Origin of the sequence: Acinetobacter sp. SFA (assembly GCF_001647535.1) — a bacterium.
Classification (GTDB): Bacteria; Pseudomonadota; Gammaproteobacteria; order Pseudomonadales; family Moraxellaceae; genus Acinetobacter; species Acinetobacter pecorum.
This window is the reverse complement of sequence record NZ_LSZI01000002.1, coordinates 20,178-37,963: the sequence shown is the minus strand read 5'-3', so window position 1 is coordinate 37,963 and position 17,786 is coordinate 20,178. Positions and strand designations below refer to the sequence as shown.

Annotated in this window: 15 protein-coding genes; 9 read left to right on the top strand and 6 right to left on the bottom strand. The window is 40.9% G+C overall.

Annotated elements, in window-relative coordinates; all coding sequences use genetic code 11:
• The first annotated feature begins 129 nt into the window (after positions 1 to 129).
• Positions 130 to 831, top strand: coding sequence for an HAD family hydrolase (locus AY607_RS01770; protein ID WP_064101581.1), 702 nt, complete (start codon positions 130 to 132; stop codon positions 829 to 831).
• Here AY607_RS01770 and AY607_RS01765 read toward each other — a convergent pair.
• Positions 828 to 1,505, bottom strand: coding sequence for a DUF421 domain-containing protein (locus AY607_RS01765; RefSeq protein WP_064101580.1), 678 nt, complete (start codon positions 1,503 to 1,505; stop codon positions 828 to 830). The genes AY607_RS01770 and AY607_RS01765 overlap by 4 nt on opposite strands.
• A gap of 483 nt (positions 1,506 to 1,988) precedes the next feature.
• Between AY607_RS01765 and AY607_RS01760 the strand changes: the two genes are divergently transcribed.
• The 5 genes from AY607_RS01760 to AY607_RS15140 all read left to right on the top strand — a co-directional run bounded on the left by AY607_RS01760 (position 1,989) and on the right by AY607_RS15140 (position 5,838).
• Entirely contained in the window at positions 1,989 to 2,675 is a 687-nt protein-coding gene (locus AY607_RS01760; RefSeq protein ID WP_064101579.1) for a carbonic anhydrase, read from the top strand.
• 143 nt (positions 2,676 to 2,818) lie between these two features.
• Positions 2,819 to 3,862: a hypothetical protein gene (locus AY607_RS01755; protein WP_064101578.1), complete on the top strand. Its 1,044-nt coding sequence runs from the start codon at positions 2,819 to 2,821 to the stop codon at positions 3,860 to 3,862.
• A gap of 229 nt (positions 3,863 to 4,091) precedes the next feature.
• The gene (locus tag AY607_RS01750; RefSeq protein ID WP_064095689.1) at positions 4,092 to 4,466 is read left to right on the top strand and encodes an endonuclease domain-containing protein; all 375 of its coding nucleotides are present in this window, start codon (positions 4,092 to 4,094) and stop codon (positions 4,464 to 4,466) included.
• A 199-nt stretch (positions 4,467 to 4,665) separates the two neighbouring features.
• A complete protein-coding gene (locus AY607_RS15145; RefSeq protein ID WP_225215795.1) occupies positions 4,666 to 5,253 on the top strand; it encodes a hypothetical protein in 588 nt (195 codons plus the stop codon).
• A gap of 36 nt (positions 5,254 to 5,289) precedes the next feature.
• The gene (locus AY607_RS15140; RefSeq protein WP_225215794.1) at positions 5,290 to 5,838 is read left to right on the top strand and encodes a hypothetical protein; all 549 of its coding nucleotides are present in this window, start codon (positions 5,290 to 5,292) and stop codon (positions 5,836 to 5,838) included.
• 56 nt (positions 5,839 to 5,894) lie between these two features.
• Here the strand turns inward: AY607_RS15140 and AY607_RS01740 are convergent, their stop codons facing one another.
• Entirely contained in the window at positions 5,895 to 8,789 is a 2,895-nt protein-coding gene (locus AY607_RS01740) for a valine--tRNA ligase (RefSeq protein WP_064101577.1), read from the bottom strand.
• A 176-nt stretch (positions 8,790 to 8,965) separates the two neighbouring features.
• Here AY607_RS01740 and AY607_RS01735 point away from each other — a divergent pair, with 176 nt between their 5' ends.
• The 3 genes from AY607_RS01735 (at position 8,966) to AY607_RS01725 (ending at position 11,963) form a co-directional block, all read left to right on the top strand.
• A complete protein-coding gene (locus AY607_RS01735) occupies positions 8,966 to 9,637 on the top strand; it encodes a hypothetical protein (protein WP_064101576.1) in 672 nt (223 codons plus the stop codon).
• A 20-nt stretch (positions 9,638 to 9,657) separates the two neighbouring features.
• Complete coding sequence (locus AY607_RS01730) at positions 9,658 to 10,464, top strand: SDR family oxidoreductase (protein ID WP_064095686.1); 807 nt, start codon at positions 9,658 to 9,660, stop codon at positions 10,462 to 10,464.
• 224 nt (positions 10,465 to 10,688) lie between these two features.
• Complete coding sequence (locus AY607_RS01725) at positions 10,689 to 11,963, top strand: glutaminase (protein ID WP_064101575.1); 1,275 nt, start codon at positions 10,689 to 10,691, stop codon at positions 11,961 to 11,963.
• A gap of 95 nt (positions 11,964 to 12,058) precedes the next feature.
• On the opposite strand, the gene dhaK is transcribed toward AY607_RS01725, so the two are convergent.
• The 4 genes from dhaK to AY607_RS01705 form a co-directional block, all read right to left on the bottom strand.
• Positions 12,059 to 13,789, bottom strand: coding sequence for a dihydroxyacetone kinase subunit DhaK (gene dhaK, locus AY607_RS01720; RefSeq protein WP_064101574.1), 1,731 nt, complete (start codon positions 13,787 to 13,789; stop codon positions 12,059 to 12,061).
• A 183-nt stretch (positions 13,790 to 13,972) separates the two neighbouring features.
• The gene (locus AY607_RS01715; RefSeq protein WP_064101573.1) at positions 13,973 to 15,589 is read right to left on the bottom strand and encodes a hypothetical protein; all 1,617 of its coding nucleotides are present in this window, start codon (positions 15,587 to 15,589) and stop codon (positions 13,973 to 13,975) included.
• Positions 15,586 to 16,290: a hypothetical protein gene (locus tag AY607_RS01710; RefSeq protein WP_064101572.1), complete on the bottom strand. Its 705-nt coding sequence runs from the start codon at positions 16,288 to 16,290 to the stop codon at positions 15,586 to 15,588. The genes AY607_RS01715 and AY607_RS01710 overlap by 4 nt, the downstream gene beginning before the upstream one ends.
• A gap of 65 nt (positions 16,291 to 16,355) precedes the next feature.
• The coding region (locus tag AY607_RS01705) for a vitamin B12 dependent-methionine synthase activation domain-containing protein (protein ID WP_171255258.1) at positions 16,356 to 17,786 on the bottom strand (1,431 nt) is incomplete at its 5' end.

The following is a 17,786-nucleotide window of genomic DNA, read 5'->3' as shown; positions in this document are numbered from 1 at the left end:
ATCAAAAAGCGGTGCTTCAGCATCAATTTTTTATGCTTAAAACAACAAAACTTAGCAATTTTAGGTCTAATCTACCCAGTTTCGGGCTGTTACCATGACTGAAAGCTTCAACATTTTGATTTGAACATTATGACGATCCAAGCCGTTTTATTTGACCTTGACAATACCTTGACCCACCGTGATCTGACTACACAGGCCTATAGCCGTTATCTGGCAGAATATTATGCTCCAGCATTGGCACAGGTCGATTCAGATAAAATTATCGAGATTGTAAGACGTATTGATAATGGCGGTTATCCTAAAAAGGAACTGCTGACGCATGGCAGTATTGGCGCTTCGGCTGCTTATGCCTTATTGCAGGAATTGTCTTGGTTAAATCCTCCGAGCATAGAGGAACTGGCCCAGTTCTGGTTTCGCCAGTTTGGTCGTTTCGCTGTAGAAATGCCACAAGCAATACAAGTATTAAAACAGCTGAAAGATCAGGGTTATCAGCTAGCCATTGTTTCCAATGGCGGACATGATACCCGTTTGAATACGATTCGGGGTTTGGGTATTGAAACTTATTTTGATGAAATTATCAGTTCAGGACTGGTAGGCTTTAACAAACCACAGCCGGAAATATTCCAGATCACCGCAGAACGTCTAGACGTGCAACCAGAACGATGCCTATATATTGGAGATCATCCGGTCAATGATGTACAGGGAGCAAAAAATGCCGGCATGAATGCCTTATGGATGCAGGGCTTTCATGCCGATGCCGAACATATTCAGCATAAAATTCAGCATCTGCCGGAAATTTTTGCCCATTTGCAGTTATTAAATCGCGCTTAAGTTACTCTTAAACAGTCAAGTGTTTCGGACCATTGCGTAGAGTCGCAGCGCGGGCATTGCTGGTCGGCACTCGAAAGAGTTTGTACCTGTCCACAGTAAATACAGGCATATAACTCATTGGCCTTGGCCTGTTTGACAATAGAACAGCTTTTAGGAAAAAGAGGAAGACCGGGCCTTACTTCATCATCGCTAAATAATAACACACTGAATTTACCGTCAGTTTCCAGTAAACCTGTACGAACCTGACCGAGATGCTCAACACCTTGCTGGCGCATTTCGGCAAAGAATTCATCATGCGACATTTTACCTTTTTTAATCTCTTCAACGACCAACAGTCCATCTTCTACAATATAAATGGGTTTACCTTCCAGTAAGTCTTCAAACCACTGATATTTCATCATGAGCCAGGTGGTCAGACGATACATGATAATAATGACCGACATCACCAGAACTGCCTGAATCAGGGGAATATCTTCGGTAAACATCGGGTCACCGGCAATCGAACCCAAGCTCAAAATGATAGCGACTTCAAAGATGGAAAGTTGCCGTACCCCGCGTTTTCCGGTCAGGCGCAGAAACAGGATAATCATGGTGTACATCAGGGCACAACGCAGCAAAATTTCTGCGGTAAACGCCCAGGTGGTGTCATGTATAAATATCGTGGCCCAGTCCATTTAGATTCTTGATCCTCATTTTGCTCTTTGGCTCGAGTCTAGCAATATCAGTATTTTATTTGCTGCTGTGATTGTGTAAGTTTATGAATAAAAATAGATTCTATTTAAAAAAGAAGCTTGAGCTTAATAATCCAGCTATTGAATATAATAAAAATAAGATAGATATTTCATGTAAAAAATGCATAAAAAATCAGCAAATCAACTTTGAAGAAGATCACATTCTTTTTTGGCTATTTTTAAATCTATAAAAGTATTATCCATTTGAAATTTATCAATATAAATTCAGAATAACTTATTTTGAATATCTAAGAGTGTTTAGAAATTTGTAAGCAAATCACTTCATTTCTATAAAAATCTGTAGTTTGTAGCCTGAAAAAATAGAGTGATTACACTACTTTAATAAACTGTTTTTAAATTAGAAATTTGATTTTGATTTCCACCAAGGGACGTATTGTGAAAAAAATATTCACACTTTTAACGGTTATGGGTTTAAGTACAGCGGTCTGGGCAGATGCGGATTGGGATTATACTCAGCCTGAGCAATGGTCGACTTTGAGCCAGAAATATTCGGCCTGTAATGGTCTGAACCAGGCACCAATCAATATTGAGCGAACAGTGAAAGCAGAACTGGAACCGCTCAAGTTTAGCTATAACACCATGATCCATGCGATCGAAAATAAAGGTCATACTGTTCAGGTGGATTTTGCACAAGGTGGTGAATTGCAACTGGATGGCGATACCTTTGTGCTAAAACAGTTTCATTTGCATAGCCCGAGTGAAAACCTGATTAAAGGCAAAAGCTATCCACTAGAAATCCACTTTGTCCATGCCAATGCCAAAGATGAGCTGGCTGTCGTGGGGATGATGTTTGAACAGGGACAGGAAAGCCAGATGCTCAAACATATGTGGAACCGCTTACCGAAAAAGCAGGGCGAGAAAGTGATTTTGAAAACCCCACAAGCGGTGAATCAGATGTTGCCTAAGAATCTGGATTATTATCGCTTTAGCGGCTCGCTGACCACACCGCCGTGTTCGGAAGGCGTACGCTGGCTAATTCTGAAAGATATTCAGCAGGCTTCTGCCAAGCAGATTTCGGAATTTGCCAAATTGATGGGGCATCCGAACAACCGTCCGGTGCAGTCATTGAATGGCCGTGTAGTGCTGGAATAATCAATATGAGAGCGAAAAAGCAGATTTTGGTCTGCTTTTTTTAATTCTGATACAAATTTCGAAAGGGCATACTGAAAAGGACTTTGTGACGAAAGCTGAAAGATTTAATATGGATATTATTTCTTCTTTGACTTTCTCCTGCCATGCTCTTTGACTTGAAAACCATGATTCAGCCGTTCACAGCGCTTTCGCCACAGCAGAAGAAGCTGGATCATCTGATTGATAAAATCGAGCAACAGAAACAGGAATTACACCAATGGCAACAGGCTGAAGAAGATCTGCAGCAATATACCCATAAAACCTTCATGCCGGTCTATCATGAATTGCATGGTGTACTGTTCAAGCAGTTGGAACAGCTCTGGAAGCACCTGCAGGAAACCACATTTTCCAAGGCTGAACTGGTGGTGCTGGATGAAAAGATTCAATACCTTGCAAATTATCTAAAAGACTCTCAGGCAATGTCGGTGCAACAAGCTCATAAAGTGAATGAAATCTTCACTTACTATCAGCAACGTGCCGAACATGCCCAATTCAGAAAAAGCCAAAAGAAAATTAATGAACTGGAAACATTCTTTAAGAGTGAGAATCCCTCAGATTTTGCAGATGCAGAAGTATTTGAAGAATGGGAATCAGATCATTTTCAGCAGGCACGTGAGCAAGCCAGGTTAAAACGCCAGCAGGAAAAACAGGCACAGGTTACAGCGATGGCAGAGCAGTCATTGAAAACCGTATATTTAAAAATTGCTGCCATCATTCACCCTGACCGTGAAGTGAATGATGTCAAAAAAATCAAGAAAACTGAATTATTGCAACGTGCCAATGAGGCTTATGCAGAGCAGGATCTGTTTACGTTACTGAAAATGCAACTGCAGATTGAACAAGATCAGGAAGTTTCACAAAAAGGTTTAAGCGCAGAGCAACTCAAGTTTTATCAACTGGCTTTGGATGCACAGAGCCAGAAATTACAAGAGCAGATTGATGCCTTGATTCATAGATTGGTCTGGTCATCGAAAACCAGAATTGCGGTGAAAAAGGGGAAAGGGAAAGTTCAAATTGCTGATCTGTATAAGCAGATTGACGAAGATACTTCAGCCATCAAACAGCAGATTAAAGTAGAAAAAGAACGCCTGATGTATATCAAAAAGGTGAGTGGCTTGGAGATGTTTTTAAGGCATGGGATGCTTTAACTTAATTAGAATTGCCTCTCCCTTGCGCAGCAGTGCTGCTCATCACTTGCGCTTCGTTTTAAAGCAGTGCTTTAAAACTTGCTCAGGAGAGGGGAAATCCATTACAGAATAACTTTAAGCTAGAATTTCAATATTGGAATTAAATAACAATAATTAAAGTCACAATGAAAGTTTCTTCTCCCTTTGGGATGAGAAGCACTGCTTCGCAAGGGGGAGAGGGAAAATAACAATGAAAATAGATCCTCAATTATTAGAATTCGCCAAATCAATGCGCCACACCGCCACCGATGCAGAACACTTCATGTGGCAACTGCTACGTGCCAAGCGTTTTATGAATCTTAAATTCCGTCGTCAGCATGTGATCAAACCCTATATCGTAGATTTCTACTGTCATGAAATTGGTTTAGTGATTGAGCTGGATGGTAGTCAGCATGGAACAGATGAGACAAAAGAATATGATGCTGAACGCACCAAGTTTTTAGAGGCTTTGGGTTTAACCGTTGTGCGGTATTGGAATCATGATGTGTTGAGAAGGATGGATGTCGTGTTGGAGGATTTGTGGCAGAGATGTTTTGAATTAAAAAGCAAAATCACCTCTCCCTAACCCTCTCCTGAGAGGAGAGGGAACTCCATTCTGGATTTCACATAGGCATGAAATCAGGTGACGGCTCCCTCTCCCTATGGGAGAGGGCTGGGGTGAGGGTTTCAACTATGAAAAAATTATCTTTAAGTGATGGTCTAGCATTTTGAAAAATAATAGAAAAATGTATTATCACAAGGAGTTATGTTATTGGGATAATTAAATGGAAAATTTTTTCTTGGAATTACAAGAATTTAATCCTTTAGACATTTTAGAATTATTAGATAAAAGAAAATTAAATGATAGTTCAAAAAAAGGAGAAATTTGGGAAATCACAAATGAGATCAAACCAATTGATTTATTTTGCTATTTATCAGCAAAATATGGTGATCCCAATGGAATTTTAACAATATTAAAAAATGATCATTCAGATAATTTAATTCATTGGGATTGGATGTTAGATTCCCCTAAAGGACTAGTTCATATTCAAGGACATAATTTCAGAACAGAAATACATGTTAGTGGTGAAGTTATCGAGTCAGGACTAAATAAGTTCGATTTCATTAGCCAAATCAAAGCAGATTTTAAAAATTATGGACAAGGTATATCCATAACTAAAAAGTCATTGGAAAAATGGACTGAATTTATTAATCCGTATTATCGTATTAAGTCTACGATTGAACAAAGTTTTATAAAGTTAAATGAGCTGAATTTAAACTTAGAGCAAGATCGTATAGATTTAAAGATCACTCAAAATCAATTGGAGTTTGAGGAAGTTCAAGAAAGATGGACACAAACACTTCAAAAATAAGATTTTGCAGTTGGGCAAGTTTTCGGTTTAAGAGCTATGTTGCCTGTTATGGCAGAATCTTTTGTAAATTTCTTATTATTTATATTAGCTAAGCCTGAAATTAAATCAAATGACAGACTCTATCAAACTACTCTTAGACAGCCTATAGATATCAGAGTTCAATCATTGCATTTAAATTGTAATGGATTTTCATCTAATGTTGATTATACAACAGAGGAGTGTAAAAAGTTTCATACTTTGATGAATGAAAGAAATGATCTGCTTCATGGTAATGTAAATATCAATAAGCAGGCATTTGGAAATGTATATTTTGATAAACAAATGCCTATTTTTGATCAATATGAAGATTTTTGGGAAAAAAGTATAGGTGTATCTATTCGGACTATGAATATTCAATCAATTTATGGCGAATATGAAGTTGTGAAAAATTTTATAAATTATATTTTAAGTAAATTAAATGAGAAAATTAAAGAGCAAATAGAACATCTTTTAGAAACATCTAGATTAGGCTTTAATGAGGAAACCAAAAGGGTAGGTATTTTATTTCCACCTTATCTTGTTGATATGAGAGGATTTACCAAATAAAAAAAGGGCTGAATAATCAGCCCTTTATACACAAATTAGATCAAACTAACAACACATTAAAGCGCCGCAATCTGTTCCATATTCGCTTTAATCTTCGCTAACTGGTCAGCAAACTCAGCAAGCTTCACTTTCTCGCCTTCAACCACAGCAGCAGGAGCTTTTGCCACAAAACCTTCGTTAGAAAGTTTGGTCGCAATCTGGTCATGTTGCTTTTGAACCTTGTCCAAGTCTTTTTGTAGACGACCCAATTCCGCTTTAGGGTCAATTAAGCCCTTCATTGGAACGTATACCGATACGTGACCAACGACAGATGATGAAGACAATGGTGGTTGTTCGCCATCAGCCAAGAAGGTAATGCTTTCAACTTTCGCCAATGCTTTGAACAACGGTTCAATACGTGCAATCTGTGCTTTTTCAGCATCAGTGGTATTTTGTAGCAGAACAGGCAATAAGCGCGCATTCCCTAGCCCCATTTCACCACGGATGTTACGCACCGCACCAATCAAACCTTGCAGCCATTGCATATCTGCTTCAGCCTGATCATTAATCAATGCTTGCTCAGCAACAGGGTACGGCGCCAACATAATAGTTTCGCCAGTGATACCGAGTTTCGGCGCAAGTGTTTGCCAGATTTCTTCAGTCAAGTATGGCATTAACGGATGCGCAAGACGTAAAGATGCTTCCATCACCGAAAGAAGAACACGACGTACTTCAGCTTTACGCTCTTCAGATACATTTTCATCGTTTAGAACTGGTTTGGTTAACTCAACATACCAGTCACAGTATTCATTCCAGATGAACTCGTAAATCGCTTGAGCAGCCAGATCTAAACGGTAGGTTGCAAATGCGGTTTGCACCGCTTGTTCCGCTTTTTGCAGACGGCTTACGATCCATTGTTCAGGCAATTCCCAAAGGTCTTGACGTGCTTCTGAACCAATGGTTTGACCTTCGACATTCATCATCACGAAACGCGTTGCGTTCCAGATCTTGTTGGCAAAGTTACGGTAACCTTCAACACGCTTCATGTCGAACTTGATGTCACGACCGGTGTTGGCAAGTGCACAGAAGGTGAAACGAACTGCGTCAGTACCGTAAGACTGAATCCCTTCAGGGAATTCTTTACGGGTCGATTTTTCAATCTTCGCTGCCTGTTTCGGGTTCATGAGTCCTGTAGTACGTTTTTGTACTAATGTTTCAAGATCCACACCGTCAATCAGGTCTAATGGGTCAAGTACGTTACCCTTAGATTTAGACATCTTCTGACCTTCGCCATCACGTACCAGACCGTGAACATACACAGTCTTGAACGGAACTTGAGGCGTACCATCTTCATTTTTCATGAAGTGCATGGTCAGCATGATCATGCGGGCAACCCAGAAGAAGATGATGTCAAAACCTGTCACCAGTACATCTGTCGGGTGGAAGGTATTCAAGAAGTAGTTGGCTTTGTCTTTTGCTTCGTCGCCAGTCCAGCCTAAAGTCGAGAATGTCCAGAGACCTGAAGAGAACCATGTGTCCAGTACATCTTCATCCTGATTCAACTCAATATCGGCAGGAATATTGTTTTTCGCACGAACTTCTTCCTCGTTACGACCTACATAAACGTTGCCTTCCGCATCGTACCAGGCCGGAATGCGGTGACCCCACCACAATTGACGCGAGATACACCAGTCCTGGATATTATTCATCCACGCCATGTACATGTTGCTGTACTGCTCAGGCACGAACTTGATACGGCCATCTTGAACCGCTTCAATCGCAGGTTTCGCAAGCGGGGCAATTTTTACATACCATTGGTCAGTCAGTAATGGCTCAACAATCACGCCTGAACGGTCACCGCGAGGTGGCTTTAATGTATAAGGTTGGATCTGGTCTAACCAGCCTTCAGCTTCAGCCTGTTCAACGATCTTCTTACGTGCTTCAAAGCGTTCTAAACCAATGTAATCTGCAGGCGCAGGAATGGTTTTAGAAATCTGCTCACCCGCTTTCGCAATATATTCAAACTCAGCCAGTACTTCAGCATTTTTGTTGAAGATATTGATCAGTGGCAGGCTACAGCGTTTACCCACTTCATAGTCATTAAAGTCGTGTGCAGGCGTGATTTTTACACAACCGGTACCGAATTCTTTGTCGACGTATTCATCTTTAACGATTGGAACCGCACGACCAGTAATTGGCAGGATGATGTTTTTACCCACCAGATCCGTATAACGCTCATCATCAAGCGCAACAGCAACAGCGGTATCGCCTAACAATGTTTCAGGACGTGTTGTCGCCACAACGATATAATCTTTACCATCGTGTGTACGCACTGACTTGTCTTCAAAGAAATATTTGAAGTGCCATAACGAACTTTGTTCTTCTTTATCTGACTCTACTTCCAGATCAGAAAGCGCAGTTTGCAGTTTAGGATCCCAGTTCACCAGACGCTTGCCGCGGTAGATCAGGCCTTCTTCATGCAGTTTGACAAATACTTCTTTTACCGCATTTGACAAGCCGTCATCCATCGTGAAGCGTTCACGTGACCAGTCTACAGAAGAACCTAGGCGACGGATTTGACGGGTAATGTTACCGCCAGACTGTTCCTTCCATTCCCAGACTTTTTCGATGAATTTTTCACGACCCAAGTCATGACGGCTGATACCTTCAGCACCCAACTGACGCTCAACCACCATTTGCGTTGCGATACCGGCATGGTCCGTACCTGGCTGCCAAAGCGTATTTTTACCAGACATACGGTTATAACGGGTCAACGCATCCATGATGGCATTGTTGAAACCATGACCCATGTGCAGGCTGCCAGTGACGTTTGGCGGCGGAATCATGATACAGAATGATTCGCCTTTTTGAGACGGCTTGAAGTAACCGCGCTCTTCCCAGGTTTGGTACCATTTTTTCTCGATCTCGGTCGGATCGTAGGTTGTCGCGATATTTTGCGCTGAGTCAGTCATAGTCTAAACAGATCAAAAGTGAATGAAAAATTGCATCTATTGTAGCAAAAAAAATAGTACATGCGGCAGCTTAACCAAACGCAAACTTTAGCCAATTGGCATGTATAACAACTCAACGTATGATAGAACCATAAAAAACGCGACTCATCGCAGCATATCAAAAAAAGGATAATAAGATGAGCTATAACATTTCCCTCAAGCTTCGGCCCGAAACCCATCAGCGCTTTAAAGAGATCCATTCCAGATTAAATGCCGGCGAGCAAAACAGTCTCGCCAGACCCTTAGGTGAAAATCTGGCCGATATGGCCTGTGAAATTATTGACCAGATTTTTGGTGAGATTGTGCAACTTGCCAATTCGCCGAACAGTGAGTCTGAAAAAGTGATTCAGCAGATCATTCATACTACCCGTAAATATATGCCCTGGTCGGTCTCCTTATTTGACAATGAACGGCTCATGCCGATGGTGAATTACCTGCATCAAATGACGTATGAGCAGGCCGGTGATGCTTTTGTCCGTTTTCCGGTGGAAAAGATGCTGGTGATGGAGCTGCTCGGCTGTATGGACCAGATGAAAAATGGTAATCACCAGTATGTAACACCGGCCTTAAAAGCCTTTACCCAGGTCATTGATCAGGGCGTGACACATTTGATCCGTCAACCGAAAAAAATGTTGAAATTTAATGTGGTCGTCGATAAAACCTTGAATGGGGTGATTCATTTAACCACCCAGTTAGGCTATAAACGTTTTGATAAACTCAGTCACATCTATGATGCTGATACCATGAGTTATTATTTTGAACATTTACTGGCATTTCTGGAAGACGAAATGCCTCAGCGCATCCATTAAAACAAGGGAAACAGGATTTCATGGCGAAAGTTGAAGACTTAAAGGGAAAAGTGGTCTGGATTACCGGAGCATCTTCAGGAATTGGCAAGGCGATTGCACAACAATGTGCTGCACTGGGCGCACAGGTGGTATTGACTGCACGCCGGCATGAAGAGCTGGAAAAGGTACGTCAGCTTTTAAACAATCCTGAACAGCATATTTCTATCACGGCTGATATCACGGATGAAAGCCAGGTTCGTCATGCCTATGATCAGGTTTTGCAGCAAAAAGGCCGGATTGACTGGCTGATTAACAATGCCGGACTCAGCCAGCGTGCCCTGATTCAGGACACCACCATGCAGACTGAACGTGCCATTATGGAAGTGGATTATTTCTCACAGGTATTTTTGACTAAAACCGTACTGCCCACTTTTCTGGAACAAAAATCCGGACGTATTATCTTTATTTCCAGTGTGGCAGGTTTGCTTGGTACCCAGTATCGTGCATCCTATTCGGCGGCAAAAGCTGCAATTCACATGTGGGCCAACAGCTTGCGTGCGGAAGTCGCTGCGCAGGGCGTGCAGGTTTCGGTGGTTTTCCCGGGCTTTGTCAAAACCAATGTATCCCTGAACGCCTTAAACGGTGAAGGAAAACCGCAAGGACATCCAGATGAAGCGATTGAAAATGGTCTATCCGCAGAAGATTTTGCGGCTCAGACTGTACAGGCTTTGCAGAACGGCGAAGAATATATCGTGATTGGCGGCAAGAAAGAAAAACTGGGCGTACTGGTTTCACGTATTTCACCAAAAGTTCTGTACAAGATGATCCGTAAAACCAAAGTAAAATAAATCATCCAGAGTAAAAAAGGGCAGGAGCGCCCTTTTTTATGTCTCTTAAAACCTCAATAAAAATAACAATACTTAAAAATGCAATTCATTTCTGGAGGGATTGCACGTACAGGGAAAGCAGCCGATAACATGGATATGCAGAAAATTACCTTTTCACGCTGGTACTTAAGTCAAAAGCCGGTATGTTAATTAAAAATAACAGCCAACTGGAATAAGCTCAGTCGATGAAAACACCGGTGCCAGACTACCTCAAGCATGTTTTAACTTCCTGCCGTGACAATGATAAAGGTGCCCTGGCAGATTATATTCCTGAGCTGGCAGCAGTAGACCCGGATAAGTTTGCTTTGGCACTCTCGACCGTAGATGGCACGATCTATTCAACCGGTGATGACGAGGTTGAGTTTACCATGCAGTCCATGTCCAAGCCCTTTGCCTATGCTCTGGCTTTGCAGAAAGTCGGCTTGACCAAGGTCATGGAAAAAGTAGGCGTGGAGCCTTCAGGCGAGGCCTTTAACCAGATTTCACTGGAGAAGGATTCCAATATTCCGAAAAATCCGATGATCAATTCGGGTGCAATTACTACCCATTCCCTGATTCCCTATAAACGAACAGTATCCCGTGCGGAACAGTTACGCCGTTTTTTAAGTGGTCTGGCGGGGCGTGAGCTGAGTTTTGATACCGAAGTATATACCTCTGAACTGAAAACAGCATTTCGTAACAGATCTTTGGGTTATATGCTACGTACAGTGGGGGTACTGGAAGAAGATCCAGAAGCGATTGTAAATGGTTATATCAAACAGTGTTCAATCAAGGTGACGGTCAAAGACCTGGCGATGATCACTGCGGTACTAGCCAATGGCGGAATTCAGCCACAAACCGGTAAAAAATTGCTGGACCGTTCTGTGGTGCGGCAAGTCCTGAGTGTGATGCTCACTTGCGGGATGTATGATGCTGCCGGTGACTGGCTGACCACGGTGGGTATTCCGGCTAAAAGCGGGGTCGCAGGCGGTATTATCGGCGTGTTGCCGGGACAGGTGGGTATAGCGGTATTTTCTCCACGCATTGATGAGCATGGGCATAGTGCGCGTGGCGTCGAAATTTTTGAACGTATGTCCCGGGAAATGGGACTGCATTTGATGGAAGGAACGCCCTCGGCACAAACCATTTTGCAAAGCCGTTATCTCACCGGTAAGAGGGATCATGTGGTGGTGTACGAGCTGCGTGGCGTATTACAGTTTACCGAATCGGAAATGCTGCTACGTATATTGCAAGATGAACCGGAAGGCAAAAAACGGATTGTATTGGATCTGACCAATTTGACCTTAATTCATAATGTCGGTGCCCGGATGTTATTTGAAGGCGTGGCCCGTTTGAAGAAGGATGGCCATCCAGTGGTGGTGGTTGACTCTGAAGGGATTTTGAGTGAAGCACAGATGAAGGGCAATAAAAGGGTGGTGGTCAAAGAAAAACTGGATAAGTATCTAGAAAAGTTTCAATAAATATTTTTCTATCATCTTGATTGAAAGCAAGGTTTATCATCCTCGCCAGGAAATTAAAAAGCCCCGAGAATTCGAGGCTTTTTATTGGGTGTTATTTACTTAATATGCTCTGCGATATCGCTAAAGATGACACCTAAGCCATGTGCGCCGGCATCCGGATAACCCAAACTACGATCACCCACTGTACCGGCACGTCCCATACGTGCCACGATATCTTTGGTCGATTCCGCACCTTTTACTGCCGCCGCTGCACCCAACACAAAGTTTTCCTTAAATGTTTTATCGGTATTGGCAGCCCATGAATCTGCACAAGGAACCAAAGCATCAATCAGGGTTTTGTCACCCACCACAGCGCCACGACCAAATGAATGCTCACCAGTAGTTTGAATACCTTTTACCGCAGCTTGAAGCATCTCGGCAAAATCTGCCACAGTTAATGTGGATTTGCCTTGAATGGCTTTACTCGCTGCACGAAACGCTGAACCCCAGATTGGACCCGATGCACCGCCACAATGCTCCATAATAATCATCGAGCTATTCAGCAGGAATTCATCCATGTGCTGCGCTTGAATCAGGCCTTGCCATTCGCGTTTCAGCTGTTTAAAACCTTTAGCCACACTCATGCCAAAGTCACCATCACCTGCATGGGCATCCAGCTCGCAGAATGGCACTTCGTTTTTGATAATACAGGCAGCCATCACATCGACCACATAACGCATATTTTCTATCGTGAACTGTTCATTTTGAATTTCAGCATGTTCTGCTTGGGTTTCAACTTCGGTATTGGCGGTTTGTTTTGCTGCTGCATCTTGTGCTGCAAATTCAAATGGTAGTGCAGGTGAGCCATCAAGCTTTAAGGCAGGGGTATTGGCTTCCGCATCCAGATAGGTTTTCAGTTCATCATCCACAGCAAGTAATGAGACCGATGCACCATTCATGTCGATACTGGTCATGTAGTTGCCAACAAATGTACGGTAAATCTTGATGCCTTTACGTGCCAAATGTTCGCATACATCGTTATTAAAGACATACAGCTCTTGCATTGGCGTTGAACCAAAGCCGTTGACTAGAACAGCAACTTCAGTCAGATCAGGACGGTCCAGAAACAGGTCGTCAATAATACGTTGAGCCAGTTCTTTTGAAGGCAGGATTTTTTCACGACGAATGCCGGGTTCACCGTGGATGCCGACGCCGTATTCCATTTCATCATTCGCCAAGGTGAAGGTGGGTGTGCCTTTGGCAGGAACGGTACAAGAGGTAAAGGCAAAACCAAGGCTAATCACGTTATCTGCTGTTTTTTGAGCCAGCTCTTTCACGCGAGCAAGTTCATAACCTTTAGAGGCAGCAGCACCGGCAATTTTATGCACGAAGATGGTACCAGCAACACCACGACGACCAACCGTATAGAGGCTGTCTTTAACGGCAATATCATCCGCCACTTTGACGTAATCCACTTTAATGCCATCTTCCGCAGCCAATGCTGCACCATTCTGGAAATTCATCATATCGCCAGAATAGTTTTTAATAATCATCAGGACGCCTTTGTCAGTCGCCACTTGCTGCAAGGCTTTATAAACCTGAATTTGTGAAGGTGAGGCGAACACGTCACCACATACAGCAGCGTCTAGCATGCCTTGACCGACAAAGCCGGCATGGGCTGGTTCATGACCGCTACCACCACCACTGATCAGGGCGACATTTTGGTGTTTTTCTTTTCGGGAAATGATTTTATAAGATTCATTAAATGCCAGTTCTGGATGTGCTAGGACAAAGCCTTTGCACATTTCGACAACAATGTTTTCAGCACCGTTCATGAGTTTCTTCATTGGAACACCAATAGTCATTGATTTGGGAGATAAATTTATTGGTCTATTATTCATGAAAGTGATGAGTTTTGCAGACTTAAAAGTGTAATAACAAATAGTTAGGGATTGATGGGTTAAAAATTAGGATTAAATATAACTTCTTCCATTTATCAACCATGATAAATGGAAGAATTTGTGTAAAAATCAACCTGAAATATATTCTAAAATTTCAGCATTAGCAGCATTTTTTATAATTCTAGCTTTATGAGGCCCAACACCATAAATTTGATCTATCAATTGTTCTTCGGTATGGTTTAGAAGTTGTTCTAAAGTTAAGATATTAGCTTCGAGCAGCTTATCTTTTTGCCATTTGGTCAGAAGATCTAAAACAGTAATAGATTTTTGTAATAATGAATTTAGTCCAGATTTATAGCTTTCCTCATTTTCTAAGTCGATAACTATGTCTTCAAATCCATTAAAAGCTGGGCTTGTCTTTCCAAATTCAGGAAATTTTGAAATATTAAGTTTTCTAAAAAAATCTTTAGATATAGCTGTAGGGTTGTTGTCTAACGAAATGATACAGCCGTACTTAACTTCAAATCTATTTCCTAACTCAGCTTTTGTTGCCTTAATATAGTTCTCATCTTTTTTTATAATGCCAGTATAAGTTAATAGTCGTAATGCTTCATGAACTATTGTCGGAGCATCTTTATGTACCCAAAAGTATATTGTTGCTTCGTCTAAATCACGTTCTTGACGTGAAACATTATATTGCTGAATTGTCGGGATAATTTTGTTTTCTAAAAGATCTCGTCCCCAATCAATTATATTTTTATGACCTGAATACTTAGTACCTAGGTCAGTATGTTCAGTCCAAATTTGTGTTCGATAAAAGTTTTTAATAATATTTCTGACAGAGGTAGTATCAAATTTATTTATATCTTGAATAGTTTTTAACAGCATACGAGGATTTCCCCCAGATGCTAACGCTAAAGTATTAAATAACTCTGTATTCTCTTCTATTTTTATTTTTAAAGAGTCATCGGCTTGTTTATAAACAATTTCTCTAAAGTAACTCAAATAATCTTGGTCTTTGATATTGCGTTCTAATTTTTTGTAAATACAGTCATGAGTGAGTTCAAAAGAAGAGCCAAAATAAGTTACGCCTGGATATATAGCGGCATTACATACAATATATGGTGAACGTAAGTCTTTAAAAAGTGTAAAAAATTGTCTTTGCTGCTCGGGACGAAATACATGAGCAGCTTCATCAAAGAAAAAATAAATTTTGTTTAGATTATTACTTTCACAAATATCTTGTATAGCCTCTTTTACATCTTCAATATCAGGTAGTTGTGAAATATCTGGTTCAGTTGATGTGTCTTCATATGAATTTTCAAATAAAGTAACTAACTCTTTTAAATTAGTTTCTATTTGATTTGAGTCATCAGCAGAATCATTACTTAATAAATTTGCTGAAAAGAAAGAAACAGATAATCCTTTTCTTTTTAACTTGTTTAATAAAAATTTTAATAATTTTGCTAACATCCAGTGATAAAATTGAAGTCTATCAATTGTATCGATTAAGGAGCTCTTACTAAAGGGAATAAAGATACAAAGAGAAGATTGATCAGAATATTCAATTTCTTGTTCTGCAATCCTCATTAAGAATGATTTACCTGTACCTCTAGCACCTTCTAAAAGACATGGCTCAGATGATTTTAAGGCATCTATTATTAATTTATCAGCAACATTCGTTACGCTTAATTCACTAAATTTTTCTGGTCTAATACTTTCTGTTCGTAAAAAAAACTCACTCATTTGCTAACTGCGCCCCCTAAAAAACTTCTAATGCAATCATGATGACCTAAAATTTCATTAAGAAAATCATGTTTATCATTTTTATTACCAAATTCATGTGCATACCGTATAAATAAGCTGCATAATAAAATTTCAACAATAGTTTTGAAATGTGCTAGAAAAACTTTTAGAGAATCTTCATTATAGTCAAGCTTTAGCCCATCTTTAAGCCACGTTTCATGATTCCCATGAACATATTCTGAAAGTTTTCTATAGCTTGAAATAGCAGAATCTTTTAAATAATCTCTAATATCCAAAGACTCAGGAAAAAATATTTTCAAATATCTATCAGAAAAAATTCCATTATCAGAATCGATAATTTTTGACCATTTAATATCATTTTTTCCTTTAAGCCATTCGTAAAAACTAAGTTTGTCGAGAGAAAATAAAATCAAACCTAAACCTAATTCAAAAGCTAAACGTAATGATGAGAAAGCTTGTCTATACATTCCTGTAATTGCGCTAAAAAGAGCAGTTTCTAATTGGTTGGCTACATTCTGCCAATTCATTTTTTGATTAGCATCATATATTTCATGGCTATAATCAAAAATACATTTAATGAAATAATGTGATTGACTAATTCCATCTTTCATTATCATGGAATCTTCTAAAATCTGGGATGAGGTGTTTTTTATTTCTATAAAGTACGCTTTTATATCCAAAATTATTTATTCCTTATTTAATATAAAAAAGTGAGAGTATTACTACTCTCACTAGCATATTTTTATTAAATTACTGAATCATCCAAATTTGGCGCTAACCAACGTTTCGCCTCATCCAGTGTCCAACCTTTACGCTTCGCATAATCTTCCAGCTGATCACTAGAGATTTTACCCACGTTAAAGTATTCAGTTTGCGGGTTTGCATAATAGAAACCGCTGACTGATGAAGGTGGCCACATTGCAAAGCTCGAAGTCAGGTAAGTACCCATCTTCTCTGTCGTACCTAACCAGTCGAACAATGGCGCTTTTTCAGAATGTTCAGGACACGCAGGGTAGCCCGGTGCAGGACGAATACCCACATACTTCTCTTTAATCAACTCATCATTGGTTAATTGTTCGTCTGTCTGGTAGCCCCAGAACTCTTTACGGATACGTTGATGCAAGTGCTCAGCAAAAGCTTCAGCAAAACGGTCACCCAAGGCTTGAACCATAATCGCGTTATAGTCATCGCCTTTGGCTTTGTATTCTTGCGAAAGTTCTTCCGCACCAAAGATCGAAACTGTAAAGCCACCCAAGTAATCCTGAGCCACATCTTTTGGCGCAATAAAGTCAGCCAGAGAGTAATTTGCTTTACCGGTGACTTTGTCAGATTGCTGACGAAGGTGCTCGAAGCTATGCGTCACATTGCCATTTTCATCAGCAACCGCAACCGTATCTGCCGCAACACGATTCGCAGGATAAATGCTAAACGTCGCACGGGCATCGAAACGTTTATTCTCGATGATGTCTTTCAGCATTGCTTGTGCTTGTTCATACAAATCACGTGCTGCTTCGCCCACCACTTCATCTTCAAGGATTTTCGGGAATTTACCCGCCAGGCTCCAAGAAATAAAGAACGGTGTCCAGTCAAAGTATTCCACCAAGGTTTCTAAAGGATAGTTGGTGAATGTTTGTGAGCCAATGAAATTTGGTTTAACTGGTGCATGCTTCGCAAAGTCGATTTTGAAACCGTTTTCAACTGACTCAACATAAGAAAGCTTCGCAGCTTTCGGCTGCTTATTGGCAAGACGGATACGGATTTTTTCATAATCCGCGGCATAGTCTGCTGCCAGTTTTGGTTTCATCTCGGCAGAAAGCAATTGCGTTGCCACACCCACCGCACGAGAAGCATCAGCCGTATAGTACACGCCATCATTATGATACTGCGGTGAGATTTTTACAGCGGTGTGCGCTTTAGAGGTCGTCGCACCACCAATCATCAGTGGAATGTTAAAGCCTTTACGCTGCATTTCTTTAGCAACAAAGACCATTTCATCCAATGACGGCGTGATCAGACCAGACAAACCGATGATATCGACTTTTTCATCAATCGCAGTTTGTAGAATCTTCTCGCAAGGTACCATTACGCCAAGGTCAACGATGTCATAGCCATTACAGCCCAATACCACGCCCACGATGTTTTTACCGATATCGTGTACATCGCCTTTCACCGTAGC